This is a genomic window from Streptomyces sp. yr375 (assembly GCF_900110755.1).
Classification (GTDB): Bacteria; Actinomycetota; Actinomycetes; order Streptomycetales; family Streptomycetaceae; genus Streptomyces.
Genome location: NZ_FOFF01000012.1, coordinates 149465 through 167625 on the forward strand (window position 1 = coordinate 149465; position 18161 = coordinate 167625).

13 protein-coding genes are annotated in these 18161 nt (G+C 71.8%); 7 read left to right on the forward strand and 6 right to left on the reverse strand.

The genetic code is table 11. From position 1 onward, the window contains the following. The 4 genes from BMZ82_RS15580 to BMZ82_RS15595 all read right to left on the reverse strand — a co-directional run bounded on the left by BMZ82_RS15580 (position 1) and on the right by BMZ82_RS15595 (position 4861). Entirely contained in the window at positions 1-2538 is a 2538-nt protein-coding gene (locus BMZ82_RS15580) for a GcvT family protein (RefSeq protein ID WP_093775990.1), read from the reverse strand. Between the two features lie 31 nt (positions 2539-2569). Next, positions 2570-2713, reverse strand: coding sequence for a hypothetical protein (locus BMZ82_RS40690; protein ID WP_177244508.1), 144 nt, complete (start codon positions 2711-2713; stop codon positions 2570-2572). Then, the gene (locus tag BMZ82_RS15590; protein WP_093776044.1) at positions 2710-3795 is read right to left on the reverse strand and encodes an S-(hydroxymethyl)mycothiol dehydrogenase; all 1086 of its coding nucleotides are present in this window, start codon (positions 3793-3795) and stop codon (positions 2710-2712) included. The genes BMZ82_RS40690 and BMZ82_RS15590 overlap by 4 nt, the downstream gene beginning before the upstream one ends. A 235-nt stretch (positions 3796-4030) precedes the next feature. Then, on the reverse strand, positions 4031-4861 hold the full coding sequence (locus BMZ82_RS15595) for an IclR family transcriptional regulator (RefSeq protein ID WP_177244509.1): 831 nt from the start codon (positions 4859-4861) through the stop codon (positions 4031-4033). A gap of 304 nt (positions 4862-5165) precedes the next feature. On the opposite strand from BMZ82_RS15595, the gene BMZ82_RS15600 reads away from it, so the two are divergent. Beyond that, positions 5166-5489 carry a bifunctional 3-phenylpropionate/cinnamic acid dioxygenase ferredoxin subunit gene (locus tag BMZ82_RS15600; protein WP_093775992.1) on the forward strand — a complete coding sequence of 108 codons (324 nt, stop codon included), beginning with the start codon at positions 5166-5168 and terminating at the stop codon, positions 5487-5489. Positions 5490-5796: 307 nt separating this feature from the next. After that, positions 5797-6981, forward strand: coding sequence for an NAD(P)/FAD-dependent oxidoreductase (locus BMZ82_RS15605; RefSeq protein WP_177244510.1), 1185 nt, complete (start codon positions 5797-5799; stop codon positions 6979-6981). A 220-nt stretch (positions 6982-7201) separates the two neighbouring features. On the opposite strand, the gene BMZ82_RS15610 is transcribed toward BMZ82_RS15605, so the two are convergent. Then, positions 7202-7861 (reverse strand): hypothetical protein, encoded by a 660-nt coding sequence (locus tag BMZ82_RS15610; protein WP_093775994.1) that lies wholly within the window; start codon positions 7859-7861, stop codon positions 7202-7204. A 420-nt stretch (positions 7862-8281) separates the two neighbouring features. Here BMZ82_RS15610 and BMZ82_RS15615 point away from each other — a divergent pair, with 420 nt between their 5' ends. Genes BMZ82_RS15615 through BMZ82_RS15635 form a run of 5 tightly spaced genes read left to right on the forward strand, consistent with a single transcriptional unit; the run spans position 8282 to position 16300 of the window. Next, positions 8282-11200 (forward strand): sensor histidine kinase, encoded by a 2919-nt coding sequence (locus BMZ82_RS15615; protein ID WP_093776050.1) that lies wholly within the window; start codon positions 8282-8284, stop codon positions 11198-11200. Further along, a complete protein-coding gene (locus BMZ82_RS15620) occupies positions 11197-11628 on the forward strand; it encodes a roadblock/LC7 domain-containing protein (RefSeq protein ID WP_093775996.1) in 432 nt (143 codons plus the stop codon). Before BMZ82_RS15615 ends, BMZ82_RS15620 begins: the two co-directional genes overlap by 4 nt. Positions 11629-11637: 9 nt before the next feature. Next, positions 11638-12033 (forward strand): DUF742 domain-containing protein, encoded by a 396-nt coding sequence (locus BMZ82_RS15625; protein ID WP_093775998.1) that lies wholly within the window; start codon positions 11638-11640, stop codon positions 12031-12033. A gap of 24 nt (positions 12034-12057) precedes the next feature. Further along, entirely contained in the window at positions 12058-15714 is a 3657-nt protein-coding gene (locus BMZ82_RS15630; protein WP_093776000.1) for a hydantoinase B/oxoprolinase family protein, read from the forward strand. Beyond that, positions 15695-16300, forward strand: a complete 606-nt coding sequence (locus BMZ82_RS15635; protein ID WP_093776002.1) for a GTP-binding protein — start codon at positions 15695-15697, stop codon at positions 16298-16300. Before BMZ82_RS15630 ends, BMZ82_RS15635 begins: the two co-directional genes overlap by 20 nt. Positions 16301-16494: 194 nt before the next feature. Here the strand turns inward: BMZ82_RS15635 and BMZ82_RS15640 are convergent, their stop codons facing one another. Beyond that, positions 16495-18150, reverse strand: a complete 1656-nt coding sequence (locus BMZ82_RS15640) for a GGDEF domain-containing protein (protein ID WP_093776004.1) — start codon at positions 18148-18150, stop codon at positions 16495-16497. Between the last annotated feature and the right edge of the window lie 11 nt (positions 18151-18161).

Here is an 18161-nt window from a genome sequence, read left to right on the forward strand (position 1 = left end):
TCAGCGGCGGATTCGGGTCATCTTCGGGTCGAACAGCGGCTCCTCGGCGACGGTCGCGGGCACCTTCGCGCCGAAGTACTCGATCTGCACGGCCGTCCCGGTCGCCGTCGCGGCCGTCGGCAGCCAGGCGTACGCGACGCAGCGGCCCAGCGTGTAGCCGTACGACGCGCTGGTCACGTAACCGGCCGGGACGCCGTCGACGTACACCGGCTCCTTGCCGAGGACCACGTGCGCGGGATCGTCGAGGAGGAGCGGGGTGAGCCGGCGGCCGGACGCGACACGGTTCTCCAGGCCCTGCCCCAGGGCTTGTCCCCGGCCCTCCAGCGCCTGCCGGCCGACGAAGCCGTCCTTGTCCATGCGCACGGCGAAACCGACGCCCGCCTCGTACGGGTCGTGCTCGTCGGTCATGTCGGTGCCCCAGGACCGGTACCCCTTCTCCAGCCGCAGGGAGTTGAAGGCGGACCGCCCGGCGGCGATCACCCCGTGCTCCTGCCCCGCCTCCCACAGCGTGTCCCAGAGCCTGAGCCCCAGGTCGGCGGTCGTGTACAACTCCCAGCCCAGCTCCCCGACATAGCTCAGCCGCATCGCCGTCACCGGCACGTGCCCCAGATAGGTGTCCTTCGCGCGGAAGTAGCCGAAGCCCTCGTGCGAGAAGTCGTCGCGGGTCAGCGGCTGGACGAGGTCGCGGGCCAGCGGCCCCCAGACACCGATGCAGCAGGTGCCGGAGGTGATGTCCCTGATCTGCACGTCACCGGGCGCGTGCCGCAGCAGCCAGTCGAGGTCGGCGATGGAGTTGGCGCCGACCTGGAAGCGGTCGGGGGCGAGCCGGGCCACGGTGAGGTCGGAACGGATGCCTCCGGTCTCGTCGAGGAGGAGTGTGTAGGTGACCGCGCCGGGCTTCTTGCGGAGGTTGTTGCTGGTCATCCGGTCGAGGAAGGCGAGCGCGCCGGGGCCGGTGACCTCCAGTCGGCGCAGCGGCGTCATGTCGTAGAGCGCGACCTTCTCCCGGGTGGCCTTCGCCTCGGCCGCCGCGACGGGCGACCAGTAACGGGCCGACCAGGCGTCCCGTTCGGGGAGGTCCAGCCCGTCGGCGAGCGGGGCGTTCGCCTCGTACCAGTGCGGCCGCTCCCAGCCGCCGCCCTCCAGGAAGTACGCGCCGAGCTCCTGCTGCCGCGCGTGGAAGGGGCTGACGCGCAGCGGGCGCGGCGACTCCATCGGCTGGAGCGGGTGCAGGACGTCGTACACCTCGACGAACTGCTGACACCCGCGCTCGCGGACGTACGACGGGGAGCGCTGCGCCTCCTCGAAGCGGGCGAGGTCGCACTCGTGCAGGTCGAGGGCGGGCCGCCCGTCGACCATCCACTCGGCGACCGCCCTCGCGACGCCCGCCGAGTGCGTGACCCACACGGCCTCGGCCAGCCAGAAGCCCCTGACCTGCCGCGACTCGCCGAGGACGGGCATGCCGTCGGGGGTGAAGGAGAAGACGCCGTTGAAGCCCTCGTCGACCTCGGCGTCCCGCAGGGCCGGGATCAGCCACCGGGAGTCGTCCCAGCTCGGCGCCCAGTCCTCGGCCGTGAGCGGGTACGAGGAGGGCATGTCCATGCCCTGGCCGCGGGCCTCGTCGTAGGGGAGGACCGCGAACGGGTCGATGGGCAGCGGCCGGTGGGCGTAGGTGCCGATGCCGATGCGGTCGGTGTGCTCACGGAAGTACAGGTCACGGTCCTGGAAACGGAGGATCGGCCGCGACGCCTCGGCGGTGGCCCCGGCCAGCTCCGGCAGCGGTCGCGTCTGCACGTACTGGTGGGCGAGCGGTTGCAGCGGTACGTCGATCCCCGCCATCCGGCCGATCACGGGGCCCCAGAACCCGGCCGCGGAGACGACGTGGTCGGCGGGGAAGGCGCCCCGGTCGGTGACGACGCCGGTGACGCGGCCGTCCCGCTGCTCGATCCCGGTGACCGTGTGGCGGTCCAGGAAGCGCGCGCCCCTCGCCGTGGCCCGTTCCTGCTGGGCGCGGGCCGCGAGCAGGGCGCGGGCCAGGCCGTCGTCGGGGGTGTGGAAGCCGCCGAGGACCACCGACTCGTCGAGCAGCGGCCACAGTTCCTTGCAGCGGGCCGCGCCGACGATCTCGCCGCGGATGCCCCAGGCCGCGGCGTAACCGGCCCTGCGGTGCAGTTCGGCGAGGCGCTCGGGAGTGGTGGCGAGTTCCAGGCCGCCGACCCGGTCGAAGCAGGACACGCCGTCGACGTGGAGCGAACCGAACTTCTCGACCGTGTACCGGGCGAACTCGGCGAGCGTCTTGGACGGGTTGGTCTGGAAGACGAGACCGGGGGCGTGCGAGGTGGAGCCGCCGGGGGCGGGCAGGGGGCCCTGTTCGAGGACGGTGACGTCGGTCCAGCCGCGTGCGGTCAGCTCGTCGGCGAGCGAACAGCCGACGATACCGGCCCCGATGACGACGACCTTGGGGCCGACTGGCTCGGGTCCGACTGCCTCGGGTTCGCGCGGGCGGGATGCGGGGGTGGCGGTGGGTGTGCTGGACATGCCCCTCCTTGCAGGGTGGGGGTGAACGTGCTCAGCGGGCGGGGATGTGGGCGGGGACGGGGACGGAGACGCGGCGGGGACAGGGGACGCGGGCGAGGGCGGGGACGGAGACGCGGCGGGGACAGGGGACGCGGGCGAGGGCGTTGTCGGTGGCGAACAGGACGTCGTCGCTCACAGGACCACCACCGAGCGCAACACCTCACCCCGCTGCATCTTGGCGAACGCCTCCTCCACCCGGTCCAGGGCGATGGTCTCGGAGACGAACGCGTTGAGATCGAGCAGCCCGTACAGGTACTGGTCGATCAGGTAGGGGAAGTCGCGGCTCGGCAGACAGTCCCCGTACCACGACGACTTGATCGCACCGCCCCGCGAGAACACGTCGACCAGCGGGAGTTCGACCTTCGACTCGGGGGCGGGGACGCCGACCTGCACCAGCAGGCCCGCGTGGTCGCGCATGTAGAAGGCCTGGGTGAACGTCTCGGGGCGGCCCACGGCGTCGATCGCGATGTCCACGCCGAACCCGTCGGTGAGGGCGCGGACCGCCTCGACCGGGTCCGTGCCCCGCGAGTTGACGGTGTGCGTCGCGCCGAACTTCTCCGCCTGGTCGAGCTTGCGGTCGTCGACGTCGACGGCGATGACCTTCATGGCGCCGTTCAGACACGCGCCCGCGATCGCCGCGTTGCCGACGCCGCCGCAGCCGATGACGGCCACCGAGTCGCCCCGCCCGACGTTGCCCGTGTTGACGGCCGCGCCGTAACCGGCCATCACCCCGCAGCCGATGAGGCCGGCGGCCTCCGGACGGGCGGCCGGATCGACCTTCACCGCCTGCCCGGCCGCGACCAGCGTCTTCTCGGCGAAGGCCCCGATGCCCAGCGCGGTGGTGAGCGGCGTGCCGTCGAGCAGCGTCATCGGCTGGGTGGCGTTGCGGGAGTCGAAGCAGTACCAGGGACGGCCGCGGCGACAGGAACGACAACTTCCGCAGGGTGCCCGCCAGGCGAGCACCACGTAGTCGCCGGGCGTCAGGTCGGTGACCCCCGCGCCCACCGCCTCGATCGTCCCGGCGGCCTCGTGCCCCAGCAGGAACGGGAAGTCGTCGGTGATCGCGCCCTCCCGGTAGTGCAGATCCGTGTGGCAGACCCCGCACGCCTGGACGGCCACCAGGACCTCCCCCGGCCCGGGGTCCGGTACGACGATCGTCCGCACCTCGACCGGTGCGCCCCTCCCGACAGCGACTACGGCACGGACCTCATGAGGCACGATCCCCTCCTCGACTGTTGCGCAGTGCGCGAACGGTTGCGCGATGAGGAACATATTGGGAACGGCACCGTGGAGCCGTCAAGAGGCGCGAGTTAACCCTCGGCAAAACGACGGAGAGGCCCGAAACCTGCCGGACACACAGACACCTGCCGCGTGTCGCCAAGGTGCTCACCGTCCGTCGGCGCTTCAGTCCTCAGGAGCCCTCGGGCGTCCTCAGGTGTCTGCCGGCCCTCCGTCAGAAGCCATAGCCCATACGACGGGACAGCTCGGCCCCGGCCGCCACCGTCCGCTTCGCCAGCTCCGGCAGCCGGTCCGAATTCAGCCGGTAGACCGGACCCGAGACGCTGATCGACGCGATCACCCTGCCGTCGTGCGCCCGGATCGGCGCGGCCACGGCCGCCAGCCCCAGCTCCAGCTCCTCGATCGTGACGCCGAACCCCCGCTCGATCACCGCCTCCAGCTCGGCCCGCAGCATCGACGCACCGGTGATCGTGCGGTCGGTGAAACGCGGCAGGGTGCGGGCGAGCAGACCCTCGCGCCGGGTGGGGGTCATGTGCGCGAGCAGCACCTTTCCGCTGGACGTCGCGTGCAGTGGAGTGCGTCTGCCGAGCCAGTTCTGCGCGGTCACGGAGGCGGTGCCGCGGGCCTGCATGATGTTGACGGCCGCGTCGTCGTCGAGCACCGCGATGTTGACCGTCTCGCCCAGCTCGTCGGCGAGTTCGCGGCAGACCGGGACGCCCTCCTGGGAGATGTCCAGCCGCACCGCGGCCGCTCCGGCCAGGCGCAGCACGCCGGCCCCCAGGTAGTACTTGCCCCGGTCCTTGGCCTGGGCGACCAGACCCCGGTTCTCCAGGACGCCGAGCAGCCGGAACGCCGTCGACTTGTGCACGTCCAGCGCCTCGGCGATCTCGGTGACACCCGCCTCGCCGTGCCGGGCGAGGATCTCCAGCACACTCACGGCCCGGTCCACCGACTGCACGGCGCTGGCCGCACCCCTGCCGCTCTGCTTCTCCGTGGTCCCGGCGTTCTCCTCGCCGCGGTCGGACTGCTTCTGCGTGCGGGTCATGGCTCAACTCTCACCATCTGGCGGCCCGGTTCGGACCGCATCTGCGGGAAACCCTTGACGCCACGGTCATCCCGCCCGGATTCTGTTGCGCATAGCGCGTAATCGTGCGCCATGTGAAACACCATGTTACCGAAGCGTCCGGCACCCGAAAGGGGGCCGACCAGCCCGGATCGACGACACCCCGGACCAACGAGGCTCCGGAAGGGTCGAGATTCCGCTTGCTTCGCGCATTCCCCGAGAACTCCTTGTGCTGCTCTGGACCGCAAGGTCCCGGACCGAGCGTCCCGGACCGAGAGGGGGGCCCGTGATACCCGTCTGCCGCCTCGAAGACCTCCCCGAGGGTGAGTCCGTCCGCGTCGACACCACCCCACCCGTCGCCGTGTTCCACGCCGAAGACGGCCAGTTCTACGCCATCGACGACACCTGCACCCACCAGGACGCCTCCCTCTCCGAGGGCTGGCTGGAGGGCTGCCTCGTCGAATGCCCGCTGCACGCCGCCTCGTTCGACCTCCGCACGGGCCGCCCGACCTGCCTCCCGGCCCGCCGCCCGGTCCGCACCCACCGCGTCACCGTCGACGACGGCATCATCCACGTCCACCTGACGGCAAAGGAGGGCACAGCAGCATGACCGCAGCCCGAGCAGATGCTGCCTCCTTCGGCCCCGCCTTCCGTCGAGCGGATGCCCCTTTCACCCCTGCCCTTCGTCGAGGGGATGCCGCTTCCTTCGGCCTCGCCCTCCGTCGGGCGGATGCCGCTTCCTTCGCCCCCACCCTTCGTCGAGGGGATGCCGCTTCCTTCGGCCTCGCCCTCCGTCGGGCGGATGCCGCCTCCATTGCCCCGGCCCTGCGCCGAGGGGATGCCGCCTTCGCCCCCACCCTCACCCACCCGACCTCATGGGCTCCGGCCCCTGCCCCGACCGAGAGGAGCAGCACCGGATGAGGACCGTGACCGTAGTCGGCGCCTCCCTCTCCGGCCTGTACGCGGCCCGTGAACTGCGCGCCCAGGGCTTCGACGGACGCCTGGTGATCATCGGCGACGAACCCCACGCCCCCTACGACCGACCTCCCCTCTCCAAGGACTTCCTCACCGGCCGGGCCGACGAGGCCCAACTCGCCCTCACCGACCCCGAGGAGATAGGCGACCTCGCGGCCGAGTGGCTCCTCGGCACCCGCGCCCGCGGCCTCGACGCCCGCGGCCGGACCGTGCTCCTCGACAACGGCCGCACCGTGGCCACCGACGGCGTGGTCATCGCCACCGGCGCCTCGGCCCGCCGGCTCCCGGGCGACGCACTCACCGGCGTCCACACCCTGCGCACCCTCGACGACGCCCGCACCCTGCGCGAGGAACTCACCCGAGGCCCCCGCGAGGTCGTCGTCATCGGCGGCGGTTTCATCGGCGCCGAGACCGCCTCCTCGTGTGTCTCCCTCGGCCATACCGTCACCGTCGTCGAAGCCGCCCCGCTTCCCCTGGTGCCCCCGCTCGGCGCCGAAATGGCCGCCGTCTGCGCCGCCCTGCACCGCCGCGGCGGTGCGGAACTGATCACCGGCACCGGGGTGGCCGGCCTGCGCGGCACCCCCGCCGTCACCGGCGTGGAACTCTCCGACGGCCGGATCCTCCCCGCCGACCTCGTGATCGTCGGCATCGGCGCCCTCCCCAACACCGCCTGGCTGGCCGGTTCGACGCTCGCCCTGCACGACGGTGTCCTGTGCGACGACGGCTGTGTCACCGCACTCCCGCAGGTCGTCGCCGTCGGCGATGTCGCCCGGGTCGGCGGCTCCCGCGTGGAGCACTGGACCTCCGCGACCGAACAGCCCCGCGTGGCGGTGGCCAACCTGCTCGCCGGACGAACCGCCGAAACGGTGCGGTCGGTGCCGTACTTCTGGTCCGACCAGTACGGCGCGCGCATCCAGTTCGCCGGCCGGCGCCGGGACGGCGACACCGTCCGCATCACCGAGGGGGGACTCGACGACGGCGCCCCCGCCGAGGGCGGCTTCCTCGCCCGGTACGAACGCGAGGGCCGCACCACGGCGGTACTGTCCGTCGACCGTCCCCGCCCCTTCATGCGAGCCCGACGCGAACTGGCCCACGAGGAGGGACGGGTGGCACCCGGCACAGTCTGACCAGTCCTGCCGAAGCCCTGACAAACCCTGGTCAAGCCCTGCCGAACCCTTGGTCAAACCCTGCCGAAGCCCTGGCGATGACCTGTCCGGGGGGCTGCTCGGAGCCAGAGCAGCGCCGTCCTGGGCGCGCCCAGGGTTAGAGAGCAGGCCTGCCCAGGCCCAGGCCTGACGGGGCGTCTGACGCGGCGCTGCTCGCTTCAGGTGCGTCCGCCGACCGGCCTCAGGGGTGGGACAGTTGCCCGGTGCCGCTCTGCCTGCGTATCCGCTCCTGCGCGCGCTCGGCGACCCGTGTCTGCCGACGCGCCCTGCGGCGCTCGCGGCGCAGCGAACGCGCCGTACTGCTCGGCGTCGACACCACACCGTTGCGCTGATTCCACACCTGGCGCGTCACCCAGACGTCCAGCGCGCCCCAGGTGGCCAGCACCGTGCTGACCACGCCGCTGATCACCATGGGGAAGGCCAGCCAGGATCCGGCTAGCGTGCACAGGAAGGCGACCATCGCCTGAATCAGCGTCACGGCGATGAGGAGCACCGCGCGCACGGCCGCCGTACGCACCGGATCGGGCATCCGGCGCCGACGCGCGGGCTCCTCCACCCACAACGGCCGGTAGGCCGCCCGCTCCTGTCCTGTGGCGGTCACATCGCCGCCGCCGGCCGCACCGGTCCGCCGGACACCCGCTCGCGCCGGGTTGACGGCCCCGAGGGCCGCCATGGAACCGCGGTCGGTCGCCCCACGCCCGTCTGTCGAACTGTCGCGCCGCTCCGCTGTCATGTGCTCGTTCGCCGGATTGCCGCCACCCGAAGCCTCGGGATCCCGCAGCGCCGTACCGCCCGCCGCCGCGCCCTTTTCGAGCGCCTCACGCCGCTCTGCCGTGCCCATCACCGTGTCACTCCCCACCGCCAGCAGACCGCTCGCCTCCGGATCGAAGACCCGGCTCCCCAGTGGCTGCCCGGCTTGCGCTGATTTACGCCGCCCAGGTGCGGCATACGGCTCGTGTGGCCGATTCCGCTCCCAATTCCCAATGAGTAGGACGAACGACATGCCCCGAAGATTCCCATGTTGCGAAAAAATCTGGCCAACTCGTTTGCGGAGTCGACCGGATCCCGTCTGAGTCCATGCACCGGATCCGGGGACGCAATCTCCCACATTGCCCTGACAACACACCATGTCTTGCCCTGGGTGCGGAAGTTCGGCTTCCACACGGCTTTTCGAGTTCACTGCGCGTCGGTAGTAGGCTCGCGCCGTTTGTTGACGCACATGCGTACCCCCTACCGGTGGGGGTTCGAGCTGGGGGAGGCCATGCGCTTTCGCGGGAAGTCGATCCGCCGGAAGATCGTGGCGTTGCTCCTCGTGCCGTTGGTGTCCCTCACCGCCATCTGGGGCTTCGCCACGGTACTCACGGGACGCGAGGCGAGCCGCCTCTTCACCATGTCGTCCCTCGTCGAGAAGGTCGGCTACCCCGTCGAGGACACCGTCCGCGTCGTCCAGCAGGAACGCCGCCAGACCCTCGTCTACCTCGCCGACCCCCACGCCTCCGACGCGCTGTCCGCGCTGCGCCGCACCCGGACCGCCACCGACGAGGCACTCGCCGAGATCCGCAGGAACGCCCAGGACCCCGACGTACGCGACGTCCTCGACCAGGAGGACGGCGAGGGTTTGACCGCGGTGCTCGACGCCTTCGACGGCGTCGACTCCCTGCGCCGAAGCGTCGAGGAGGGCACCGTCGACCGAGCCCAGGCCCTCGACCTCTACACCCAGTTGATCGACCCCTGTTACGCGCTGCTGGCCAAGATGGACGTGGTCGACAACGTGGAGATGGACAAGCAGTACCGGGCCCTGGTCGGCGTCGCCCGCGCCCGTGAACTGCTCTCCCAGGAGGACGCCCTGCTCGGCTCCGCCCTGGTCGTGGGCAAGTTGACCCGCGATGAGATCCGCGACGTGTCGGACCTCGAGGCCCAGCGCGCAGTGGTCTACGACATCAGCCTCGCCCAACTGCCCACCGCGGAGCGCGAGCGCTACGAAAGCTTCTGGAAGAACGCCACCACGGCCCCGCTGCGTACGGTCGAGCAGGCCGTCGCCGCCGCCACACCCGGCAAGCCGCCCAGGGGAGTCGGCGCCCGGAACTGGGACACCGCGGCCGGAAACGTCCTCGACGAAGTCGGAACCCTGGACGAACAGGCCAACGACCGCTATCAGGACCGGGTCGGTCCGGTGGCCATCGGGGTCATCGTCAAGGCGGTCGTCGCCGGTGTCTTCGGACTGATCGCCCTGCTCGTCTCCCTCGTCCTGTCCGTGCGCATCGGCCGCGGCCTCATCCGCGACCTGCGCCAGCTCCGGCTGGAGGCCCACGACGCGTCCGGCGTGCGGCTGCCCAGCGTGATGCGCCGCCTGTCCGCGGGCGAGCAGGTCGACGTGGAGACCGAAGTGCCGCGACTGGAGTACGACAGGAACGAGTTGGGCGAGGTCGGCCGGGCCCTCAACACCCTCCAGCGCGCCGCCGTCGAGGCCGCCGTCAAACAGGCCGAACTGCGCTCCGGCGTCTCCGAGGTCTTCGTCAACCTCGCCCGCCGCAGCCAGGTCCTGCTGCACAAGCAGCTCACCCTGCTCGACACCATGGAGCGCCGCACCGAGGACACCGAGGAACTCGCCGACCTCTTCCGACTCGACCACCTCACCACCCGCATGCGCCGGCACGCCGAGGGCCTGGTGATCCTCTCCGGCGCGGCCCCCTCCCGGCAGTGGCGCAAGCCCGTCCAGCTCATGGACATCGTGCGTGCCGCGGTCGCCGAGGTCGAGGACTACGAACGCATCGAGGTCCGCCGCCTGCCGAGGCTCGCCGCCACCGGCCCGGCCGTCGCCGACCTCACCCACCTGGTGGCCGAACTCCTCGAGAACGCCACGGTGTTCTCCCCGCCGCACACCGCCGTCCAGGTGTTCGGCGACCGGGTCGCCAACGGCTTCACCCTCGAGATCCACGACCGCGGCCTCGGCATGGCACCCGAGGCTCTCCTGGAAGCCAACCTCCGGCTCGCCGAGACACCGGAATTCGAGCTGTCCGACACCGACCGCCTCGGGCTGTTCGTGGTCAGCCGGCTCGCCCAGCGCCAGAACGTCCGCGTCTCCCTGCAGCCCTCGCCGTACGGCGGGACGACCGCCATCGTCTTCATCCCCGACGCGCTCCTGACCGACGACGTCCCCGACACCAACGGCATCGGCTTCAGGCTCGACCGACCCAGGCCCCCGAAGGAGGCAATCGCCGGGGAGACCCGTAGGCCCGCGCTCTCCGCGGCCTCGGTGCAGCTTCCCGGCGTGCCCGCCTCGATGTTCGACGGCCCGATCGAGCTGGAGGCCCCCGTCGGCCTGGACGCCGTCGGTGGCTTCCCGGTCGCCCTGGACGAGGACGACGACGAGCACGGCGGCCTGTTCCGCCCGCGCCGCTCCCTCACCCGCGCCGAGGACGAGTCGGCGGCCGACGCCGTCGACCAGCACCGCAGGCTGTCCGAGGGTCCCGGTGACCTCGACCTGACCGCCGCCGACCCGGCCGCCGCCGTACCGCTGCTGCCCGGCCGCCGCACGCCGAAGCTGGTCAGCTCGCACGGTCGCCCGGTCACGGAACAGCGCCCCCGGCGCGCGGAGACGGACACCGAGCCCCCGACCAGGCCCGGCCCCCGCCGCGTGGAGAGCGAAGGCCCCGCGCCCCTGCCGTCCCGCCGCCGTGGCATGACGGCGCAGATACCCCACAACGGCGGCCCGACCGAGCGCCCCGCACCGCCGGAGCACCCCGGCCGCGGCGCCGAAGAGCCGTCGCGGCCACCGCTTCTCCCCCGGCGCAGCCGACAGGCTCCGGCCCTGCCCGACCCCCGCGACCCGGCCGCGCGCGCCGACACCGCGTCCGCAGGGACGAGCGAGAGCGCGCAGGGCGGCGGCCGGGGGAGCGGTACCCGTGACCAGGGATCCGCGCCTCATGCCACCGGCTCCGGCACGGGAGCGCTACCGCGCCGCGTACGGCAGGCGAACCTGGCCCCGCAACTGCGCCAAGGCCCGGATCCGCGCACCGAGAACAACGTTGACCCCGCAGACCGGGACGCCGACGAGGTGCGCAGCCGCATGGCCTCGCTCCAGCGCGGCTGGCAGCGCGGTCGCGTAGAGAACGCCGCGGGCGACGACGCCCACAGCGGCACAGCACCACATGGAACGACAAAGGGGGACGGTCGATGACCGCACCGAAGGCGACCGGCCACAGCACCACCAACGGGGAGCTGAACTGGCTCCTCAACGAACTCGTCGACCGGGTCGCCAGCATCCGCAAGGCCGTCGTGCTCTCCGGCGACGGCCTGCCGACAGGGGTGTCCAAGGACCTGTCCCGGGAGGACGGCGAGCACCTGGCCGCCGTCGCCTCCGGATTCCACAGCCTCGCCAAGGGCGTCGGCCGTCACTTCGAGGCCGGCAGCGTCCGCCAGACCGTCGTCGAACTCGACGACGCCTTTCTGTTCGTCACGGCCGCCGGTGACGGCAGTTGCCTCGCCGTCCTCTCGGACGCCGACTCGGACGTGGGGCAGGTGGCGTACGAGATGACGCTCCTCGTCAAGCGGGTCGGCGTACATCTGGGCACCGCCCCGCGCACCGATCTGCCCGCGGGCGGGTAGTGGGATGGCATGAGCACAGACGGTCAGGGAAGAAGTCACTGGTTCGACGACGATGCCGGACCGGTCGTCCGTCCGTACGCCATGACGCGCGGCCGTACCACCAGTGCGGTCCAGCACCGCCTCGATCTGATCGCGGTGGTCGTCGCCGAGCCGCACGCCGACGACGCGGAAGTGGACCCCTCGCTGTCCCCGGAGCACGTGGACATCGTGGAGCTGTGCCAGGACGCTCCGCAGTCGGTCGCCGAACTCGCCGCCGGACTCAACCTGCCCATCGGAGTGGTACGGGTCCTGGTCGGGGACCTCGTGGACGCGGAATTCGTCCATGTGAACCGGCCGGTACCCCCTGCCGAACTGCCGGACGAGAGTATTCTGCGCGATGTGATCAACGGCCTCCGAGCGCTGTGAGCAGCGCGGAAGCGAGGTGAGGACGTGACCGGCTGGCAGTTCTGGGTGGACCGGGGCGGCACCTTCACCGACATCGTCGCGCGCCGCCCGGACGGCCGGCTGCTGACGCACAAACTGCTGTCGGAGAACCCGGCGCGGTACGCCGACGCGGCGGTCGCCGGCGTTCGCGCCCTCCTGGCGGACTCGCGGGACCCCGTCGAGGCCGTCCGCATGGGCACGACGGTCGCGACCAACGCCCTTCTGGAACGCAAGGGCGAGCGCACGCTGCTCGTCATCACCCGCGGCTTCCGCGACGCACTGCGCATCGCCTACCAGAACCGCCCCCACATCTTCGCCCGCCGCATCGACCTCCCGGAGCTGCTGTACGAGCGGGTCCTGGAGGTCGACGAGCGCATCTCCGCCGACGGCGGCGTCCTGCGCGCCCCCGACCTGGACGCCCTCGCCGGCCCCTTGCGGAAGGCGTACGACGACGGGATCAGGGCCGTCGCCGTCGTCTGCATGCACAGCCATCTCCACCCCGCGCACGAACAGGCCGTCGGACAGTTGGCCGCCCGCACGGGCTTCGCGCAGATCTCGCTGTCCAGCGAGGTCAGCCCCCTCATGAAACTCGTTCCGCGCGGGGACACCGCCGTGGTCGACGCCTACCTGTCGCCCGTGCTGCGCCGCTACGTCCGGCACGTCGCCGACGAACTGCGCGGTGTGCGACTGATGTTCATGCAGTCCAACGGGGGGCTTGCCGAGGCGAGCCAGTTCCGCGGCAAGGACGCCATCCTGTCCGGGCCCGCGGGCGGCATCGTCGGCATGGCCCGGATGTCCCAGCTCGCGGGCTTCGACCGCGTCATCGGCTTCGACATGGGCGGCACCTCCACCGACGTCTCGCACTTCGCGGGCGAGTACGAACGGGTCTTCACCACACAGATCGCGGGCGTGCGGCTGCGGGCCCCGATGCTGGACATCCACACCGTCGCCGCGGGCGGCGGCTCCGTCCTGCGTTTCGACGGCTCCCGCTACCGGGTGGGACCGGACTCGGCCGGCGCGGCCCCCGGCCCGGCCTGCTACCGCGGCGGCGGCCCGCTCGCCGTCACCGACGCCAACGTGATGCTCGGCCGCATCCAACCCGCCCACTTCCCCGAGGTGTTCGGGCCCGACGGCGACCAGCCCCTCGACGACGCCCTCGTACGGGACCGCTTCACCGCCCTCGCGCGGGAGATCCACCAGCAGACCGGCGACGACCGCACACCGGAGCAGGTCGCGGAGGGCTTCCTGCAGATCGCCGTCGCCGACATCGCGGGCGCGGTGAAGCGGATCTCCGTCCAGAAGGGCCACGACGTCACCCGCTACGCCCTCACCACCTTCGGTGGTGCGGGCGGTCAGCACGCGTGCATGGTCGCCGACTCGCTCGGCATCCGCACCGTACTCGTCCCGCCCATGGCGGGCGTGCTGTCCGCGCTCGGCATCGGGCTCGCCGACACGACCGCCATGCGCGAACAGTCCGTGGAAGCACCCCTGGAGGCCGCCGCGCTGCCCGGGATCCTCAAGACCGCCGACGATCTGGAGGCGGCGGCACGCGCCGAACTCCGCGCCGAGGACATCCCCGACGACCGCGTCCGCATCACCCGTCGTGCGCAGCTCCGCTACGACGGCACCGACACCGCCCTCACCGTCGAGCTCACCGAACCCGCCCTGATGAGGCGTACTTTCGAAGAACGTCATCGCGCCACGTACTCCTTCACGCTCGACCGCCCGATCGTCGTCGAAGCACTCTCCGTGGAAGCCACTGGCATCACCGAAACCCCCGATCTGTCCGCCCTCGCCCCGTACGAAGGCCACCCCGCCGCACCCCGGACCGTCCGCCTCCACACCGGCGGCGCCTGGCGCGACGTACCCCTTCACCGCCGCGAGGACCTCCCTCCCGGCGAGACCGTCACCGGCCCCGCGATCATCACCGAGGCCAGTGCCACCACCGTGGTCGACGACGGCTGGGAGGCCACGACGAGCCACGACGGGCATCTGGTCATGGAACGCACGGCGATTACGCAGAGTTCCCGCCTCGACACGGAAACCGACCCGGTTCTCCTCGAGGTCTTCAACAACCTCTTCATGTCCATCGCCGAACAGATGGGCGCCCGCCTGGAGTCCACGGCCCAGTCCGTCAACATCAAGGAGCGCCTCGACTTCTCCTGCGCCCTCTTCGACCCCGACGGAAACCTGGTGGCCAACGCCCCGCACATCCCCGTCCACCTGGGCTCGATGGGCACGAGCGTCAAGGAGGTCATCCGCCGCCGCGGCTCCTCAATGCGCCCCGGCGACACGTACGCGGTCAACGACCCGTACCACGGCGGCACGCACCTGCCCGACATCACCGTGATCACCCCGGTCTTCGACACCGGCGAGACCGAGCACACCGAAACCACGCAGAGTGAGCACAAGCTCCTCTTCTACGTCGCCTCGCGCGGCCACCACGCCGAGATCGGCGGCATCGCCCCCGGCTCCATGCCCGCGAACAGCCGCACCATCGAGGAGGAAGGCGTCCTCTTCGACAACTGGCTGCTGGCCGAGAACGGCCGCTTCCGCGAAGAGGAGACCCTCCGCCTCCTCACCGAAGCGCCGTACCCCTCACGCAACCCGCGGACCAACCTTGCCGACCTCCGCGCCCAGATCGCCGCCAACCGGAAAGGTGCCGACGAAGTGGTCCGCATGATCGGGGACTTCGGGCTCGACGTCGTACAGGCCTACATGAGGCACGTCCAGGACAACGCGGAGGAAGCCGTACGCCGCGTCATCGACGCTCTCGACGACGGCGAGTACGCCTACGAGACCGACTCCGGCGCGATCATCCGGGTACGCGTGCGCGTGGACCGCGAGAACCGCTCCGCGACCGTCGACTTCACCGGCACCTCAGCGCAATTGACCACCAACTTCAACGCACCCTCCTCCGTCGTCGACGCGGCCGTCCTGTACGTCTTCCGGACCCTGGTCGACGACGACATCCCGCTCAACGACGGCTGCCTGCGCCCCCTGAGGATCGTCGTGCCGCCGGGCTCCCTGCTCGCGCCCGAACCGCCCGCCGCCGTCGTGGCCGGCAACGTCGAGACCTCGCAGGCGATCACCGGCGCCCTCTACGCGGCCCTGGGGGTCCAGGCCGAGGGCTCCGGCACGATGAACAACGTCACCTTCGGCAACGAACGCCACCAGTACTACGAAACCGTCGCCTCCGGATCCGGCGCAGGCGACGGCTTCCCCGGCGCGAGCGTCGTCCAGACCCACATGACCAACTCCCGGCTGACCGACCCCGAAGTCCTCGAGTGGCGGCTGCCCGTCCAACTCGACGAGTTCGCGGTCCGGCCCGGCAGCGGAGGCGCGGGACGCTGGCGCGGCGGGGACGGCGCGGTCCGCCGCATCCGGTTCCACGAGCCGATGACCGTCTCCACCCTGTCCCAGCACCGCAGGATCCCCCCGTACGGCCTCGCGGGCGGCGCCCCCGGCGCGCTGGGCGCCAACCGGGTGGAACGCGCGGACGGCACCGTCCTCCGGCTCGGCGGCAGCGACACCGTGGACGTCGGCCCCGGCGACGTGCTCGTCATCGAGACCCCCGGCGGCGGAGGCTACGGCCTACCGCCCGCCACCCCCAAGTCAAGTGATCAAGCAGGAGAAGTGAACGATGATCTTCGGGCGTTCTGAGCGCGGCAAGCCCCCGGTCGAGCCCGTCACACTCAAGATCCTGGTGGCCGGCGGCTTCGGCGTGGGCAAGACCACGCTGGTCGCCGCCGTCAGCGAGATCAGGCCGTTGCGCACCGAGGAGTACCTCACCGAGGCCGGCCGCCCGGTCGACGACACCACCGGCGTCGAGGCCAAGCACACCACCACCGTCGCCATGGACTTCGGGCGCATCACCCTGCGCGAGGACCTGGTGCTGTACCTGTTCGGGACACCCGGCCAGGAGCGGTTCTGGTTCATGTGGGACGAGCTCTCCGAGGGCTCGCTCGGTGCCGTCGTGCTCGCCGACACCCGCCGCCTGGAGGACTGCTTCGCCGCCGTCGACTACTTCGAACGGCGTTCCATCCCCTTCCTCGTCGCCGTCAACTGCTTCGAGGGTTCCGACCGTTACCCGGAGGAGGACGTACGCCAGGCCCTCGACCTCGATGACGGCATCCCGGTGGTGCTGTGCGACGCCCGCGACCGCAGGTCGGTCCGAGACGTCCTCGTCGGCGTGGTCCAGCACGCGATGGACTACGGGGCCGAACACCGCGAGGCCGTCACCACCTGAGGCACCCACGCGCGCGCGTGTGAGCACGAGCGAGAGACACGCGCGCGTGTCGCGGATCAGAAGCACGCGCGCGTACCAGCCTTCGCCGTCCATCTGCCAGCGCGCCCGGGAGCGCGACGAGGTCGTTCCACACACCGGTGGCCAGCCCCGCCGCATACACCGCGCCTGATGCCGCATCAGCAGGTTGTTCCAGGTCAGCCCACCCCCGGCTCCGCCCCGACCGCTTCCGTACCCGCAGGAGCCAGCGGCGGCACCCCACGCCGGATCTCGTAGCCGGCCTGCCCCGCGTGCCCCACTACCCAACTCGCCCCTCTCAAGGACTTCGCGGCCTTCTTCAACGGCGCGAGACACGCCGCCGACTGGCGGTGATCGGCCACGCTGCCCGGCCGGCACAGGACCGTGGCCAGCGACAGCGTGACCGGATGCCCGCCCGCCGACCACGGCGCGTCCAGCACGGCGGCGGCCAGCGGAACCAGGCCCTCCGGATCGGCCAGCACCAGGAAGTCGTCCCCTCCGATGTGCCCCACGCGCGCGTTGCCTGCCGCCGCGCTCTGTAGAGCCGCTCCCACCGACCGGATCAGCTCGTCGCCCGCCGCGAACCCGGCCCCGTCGTTGACCTGCTTGAAGTGGTCGATGTCCAGCCAGCTCAGCGCGAACGTCCGCCCCGCCGCGATCCGCCGGTCGGCCTTTCCGGTGATCGCGTCCGAACCGGGCAGCCGGGTCAGCGGATTGAGTCCGGCCGCCTCCTCGACCTGGTTCTCGGCCAGTGCCCGTACGAGGTCGGCGAGCCGGACGACGCCCACGCATCGCCCGTTGCGGTCGACGACGGCCACGTCGTCGGAGGTACGGTCCCGGCCGCCGACCGCGACCACGTCCAGCACCTCCCACGCCGTCGCGTCGACGCCCACCGTCCGCGGCGGATCGCCGAGTTTCGCCGCGGGACGGTCCGCGTACAGGGCGTGGCCGTAGCGCCCCGACATCGACAACAGGAACCGCGACCTGTGCACCGAGCGGACCGGGACCCCCGCGCGATCCACGAGCAGCACCCCGGACACCTCCGGCGACCCGGTCAGCAACGCCCGCACCTGATCGGCGGAGGCGGTCACGGGCAGCAGCGCGGCCGGCCGCACGAACTCCCGCACCGACGGCCCCGACCGGGTCTCAGGCTCAGGGCCGGGGCCGAGGTGCGGAACGTACACGTCGGCGGCGGGCAACCGGCTCGGCGGCGCGAACAGCGCGCCCTGCGCCCACTGCGCCCCGGCCGACAGCGCGGCCGCACACTGCGGTTCGGTCTCCACCCCCTCGACGACCAGCAGCGCCCCCAACTCGTCGCACAGCGTCCGCATCGCCCGAACCGCCGCGGGCCGTGCCAGGAGCGAGGCGTCGAGCTTCACCAGGTCCGGCGCGATGTCGACGAGCAGCCGCAGGGGCGCGTCCCCGTCCCCGACCCCGTCCGCGCTGATCCGGAAGCCCTGGTCCCGGAGCGCCGCCAGAGCCTCCAGGAGCGCGGGCTGCGGCACGTGCGTGTACGGCGGGACGACGTCCAGCGTCACCTCCCAGGGCAGCCGCCCCGCCTCGCGTACGGCGTTGTGCAGCGGGGTGAGTCCGCCGAGGTCGGCCAGGGTGCCGGCGAACACGTTCACGTGCAGGGGCAGCAGGGTCTCCTTGCGTGCCGCCGCGCGAACCGCCAACACGGCCAACTGTCCGTCGAGTTCGGGTTCCCGGCGGGCCCGGGCCAGGATGTCGCCGGCCTCGGGGCGGGCGAGTATCTCCAGCCCTGTGACCCCTCCGGTGGTCAGGTTGACCACCGGCTGGAAGGCGAAGTGGAGTGTGTCCGTCCAGGATTGCACGGGAGCATGAT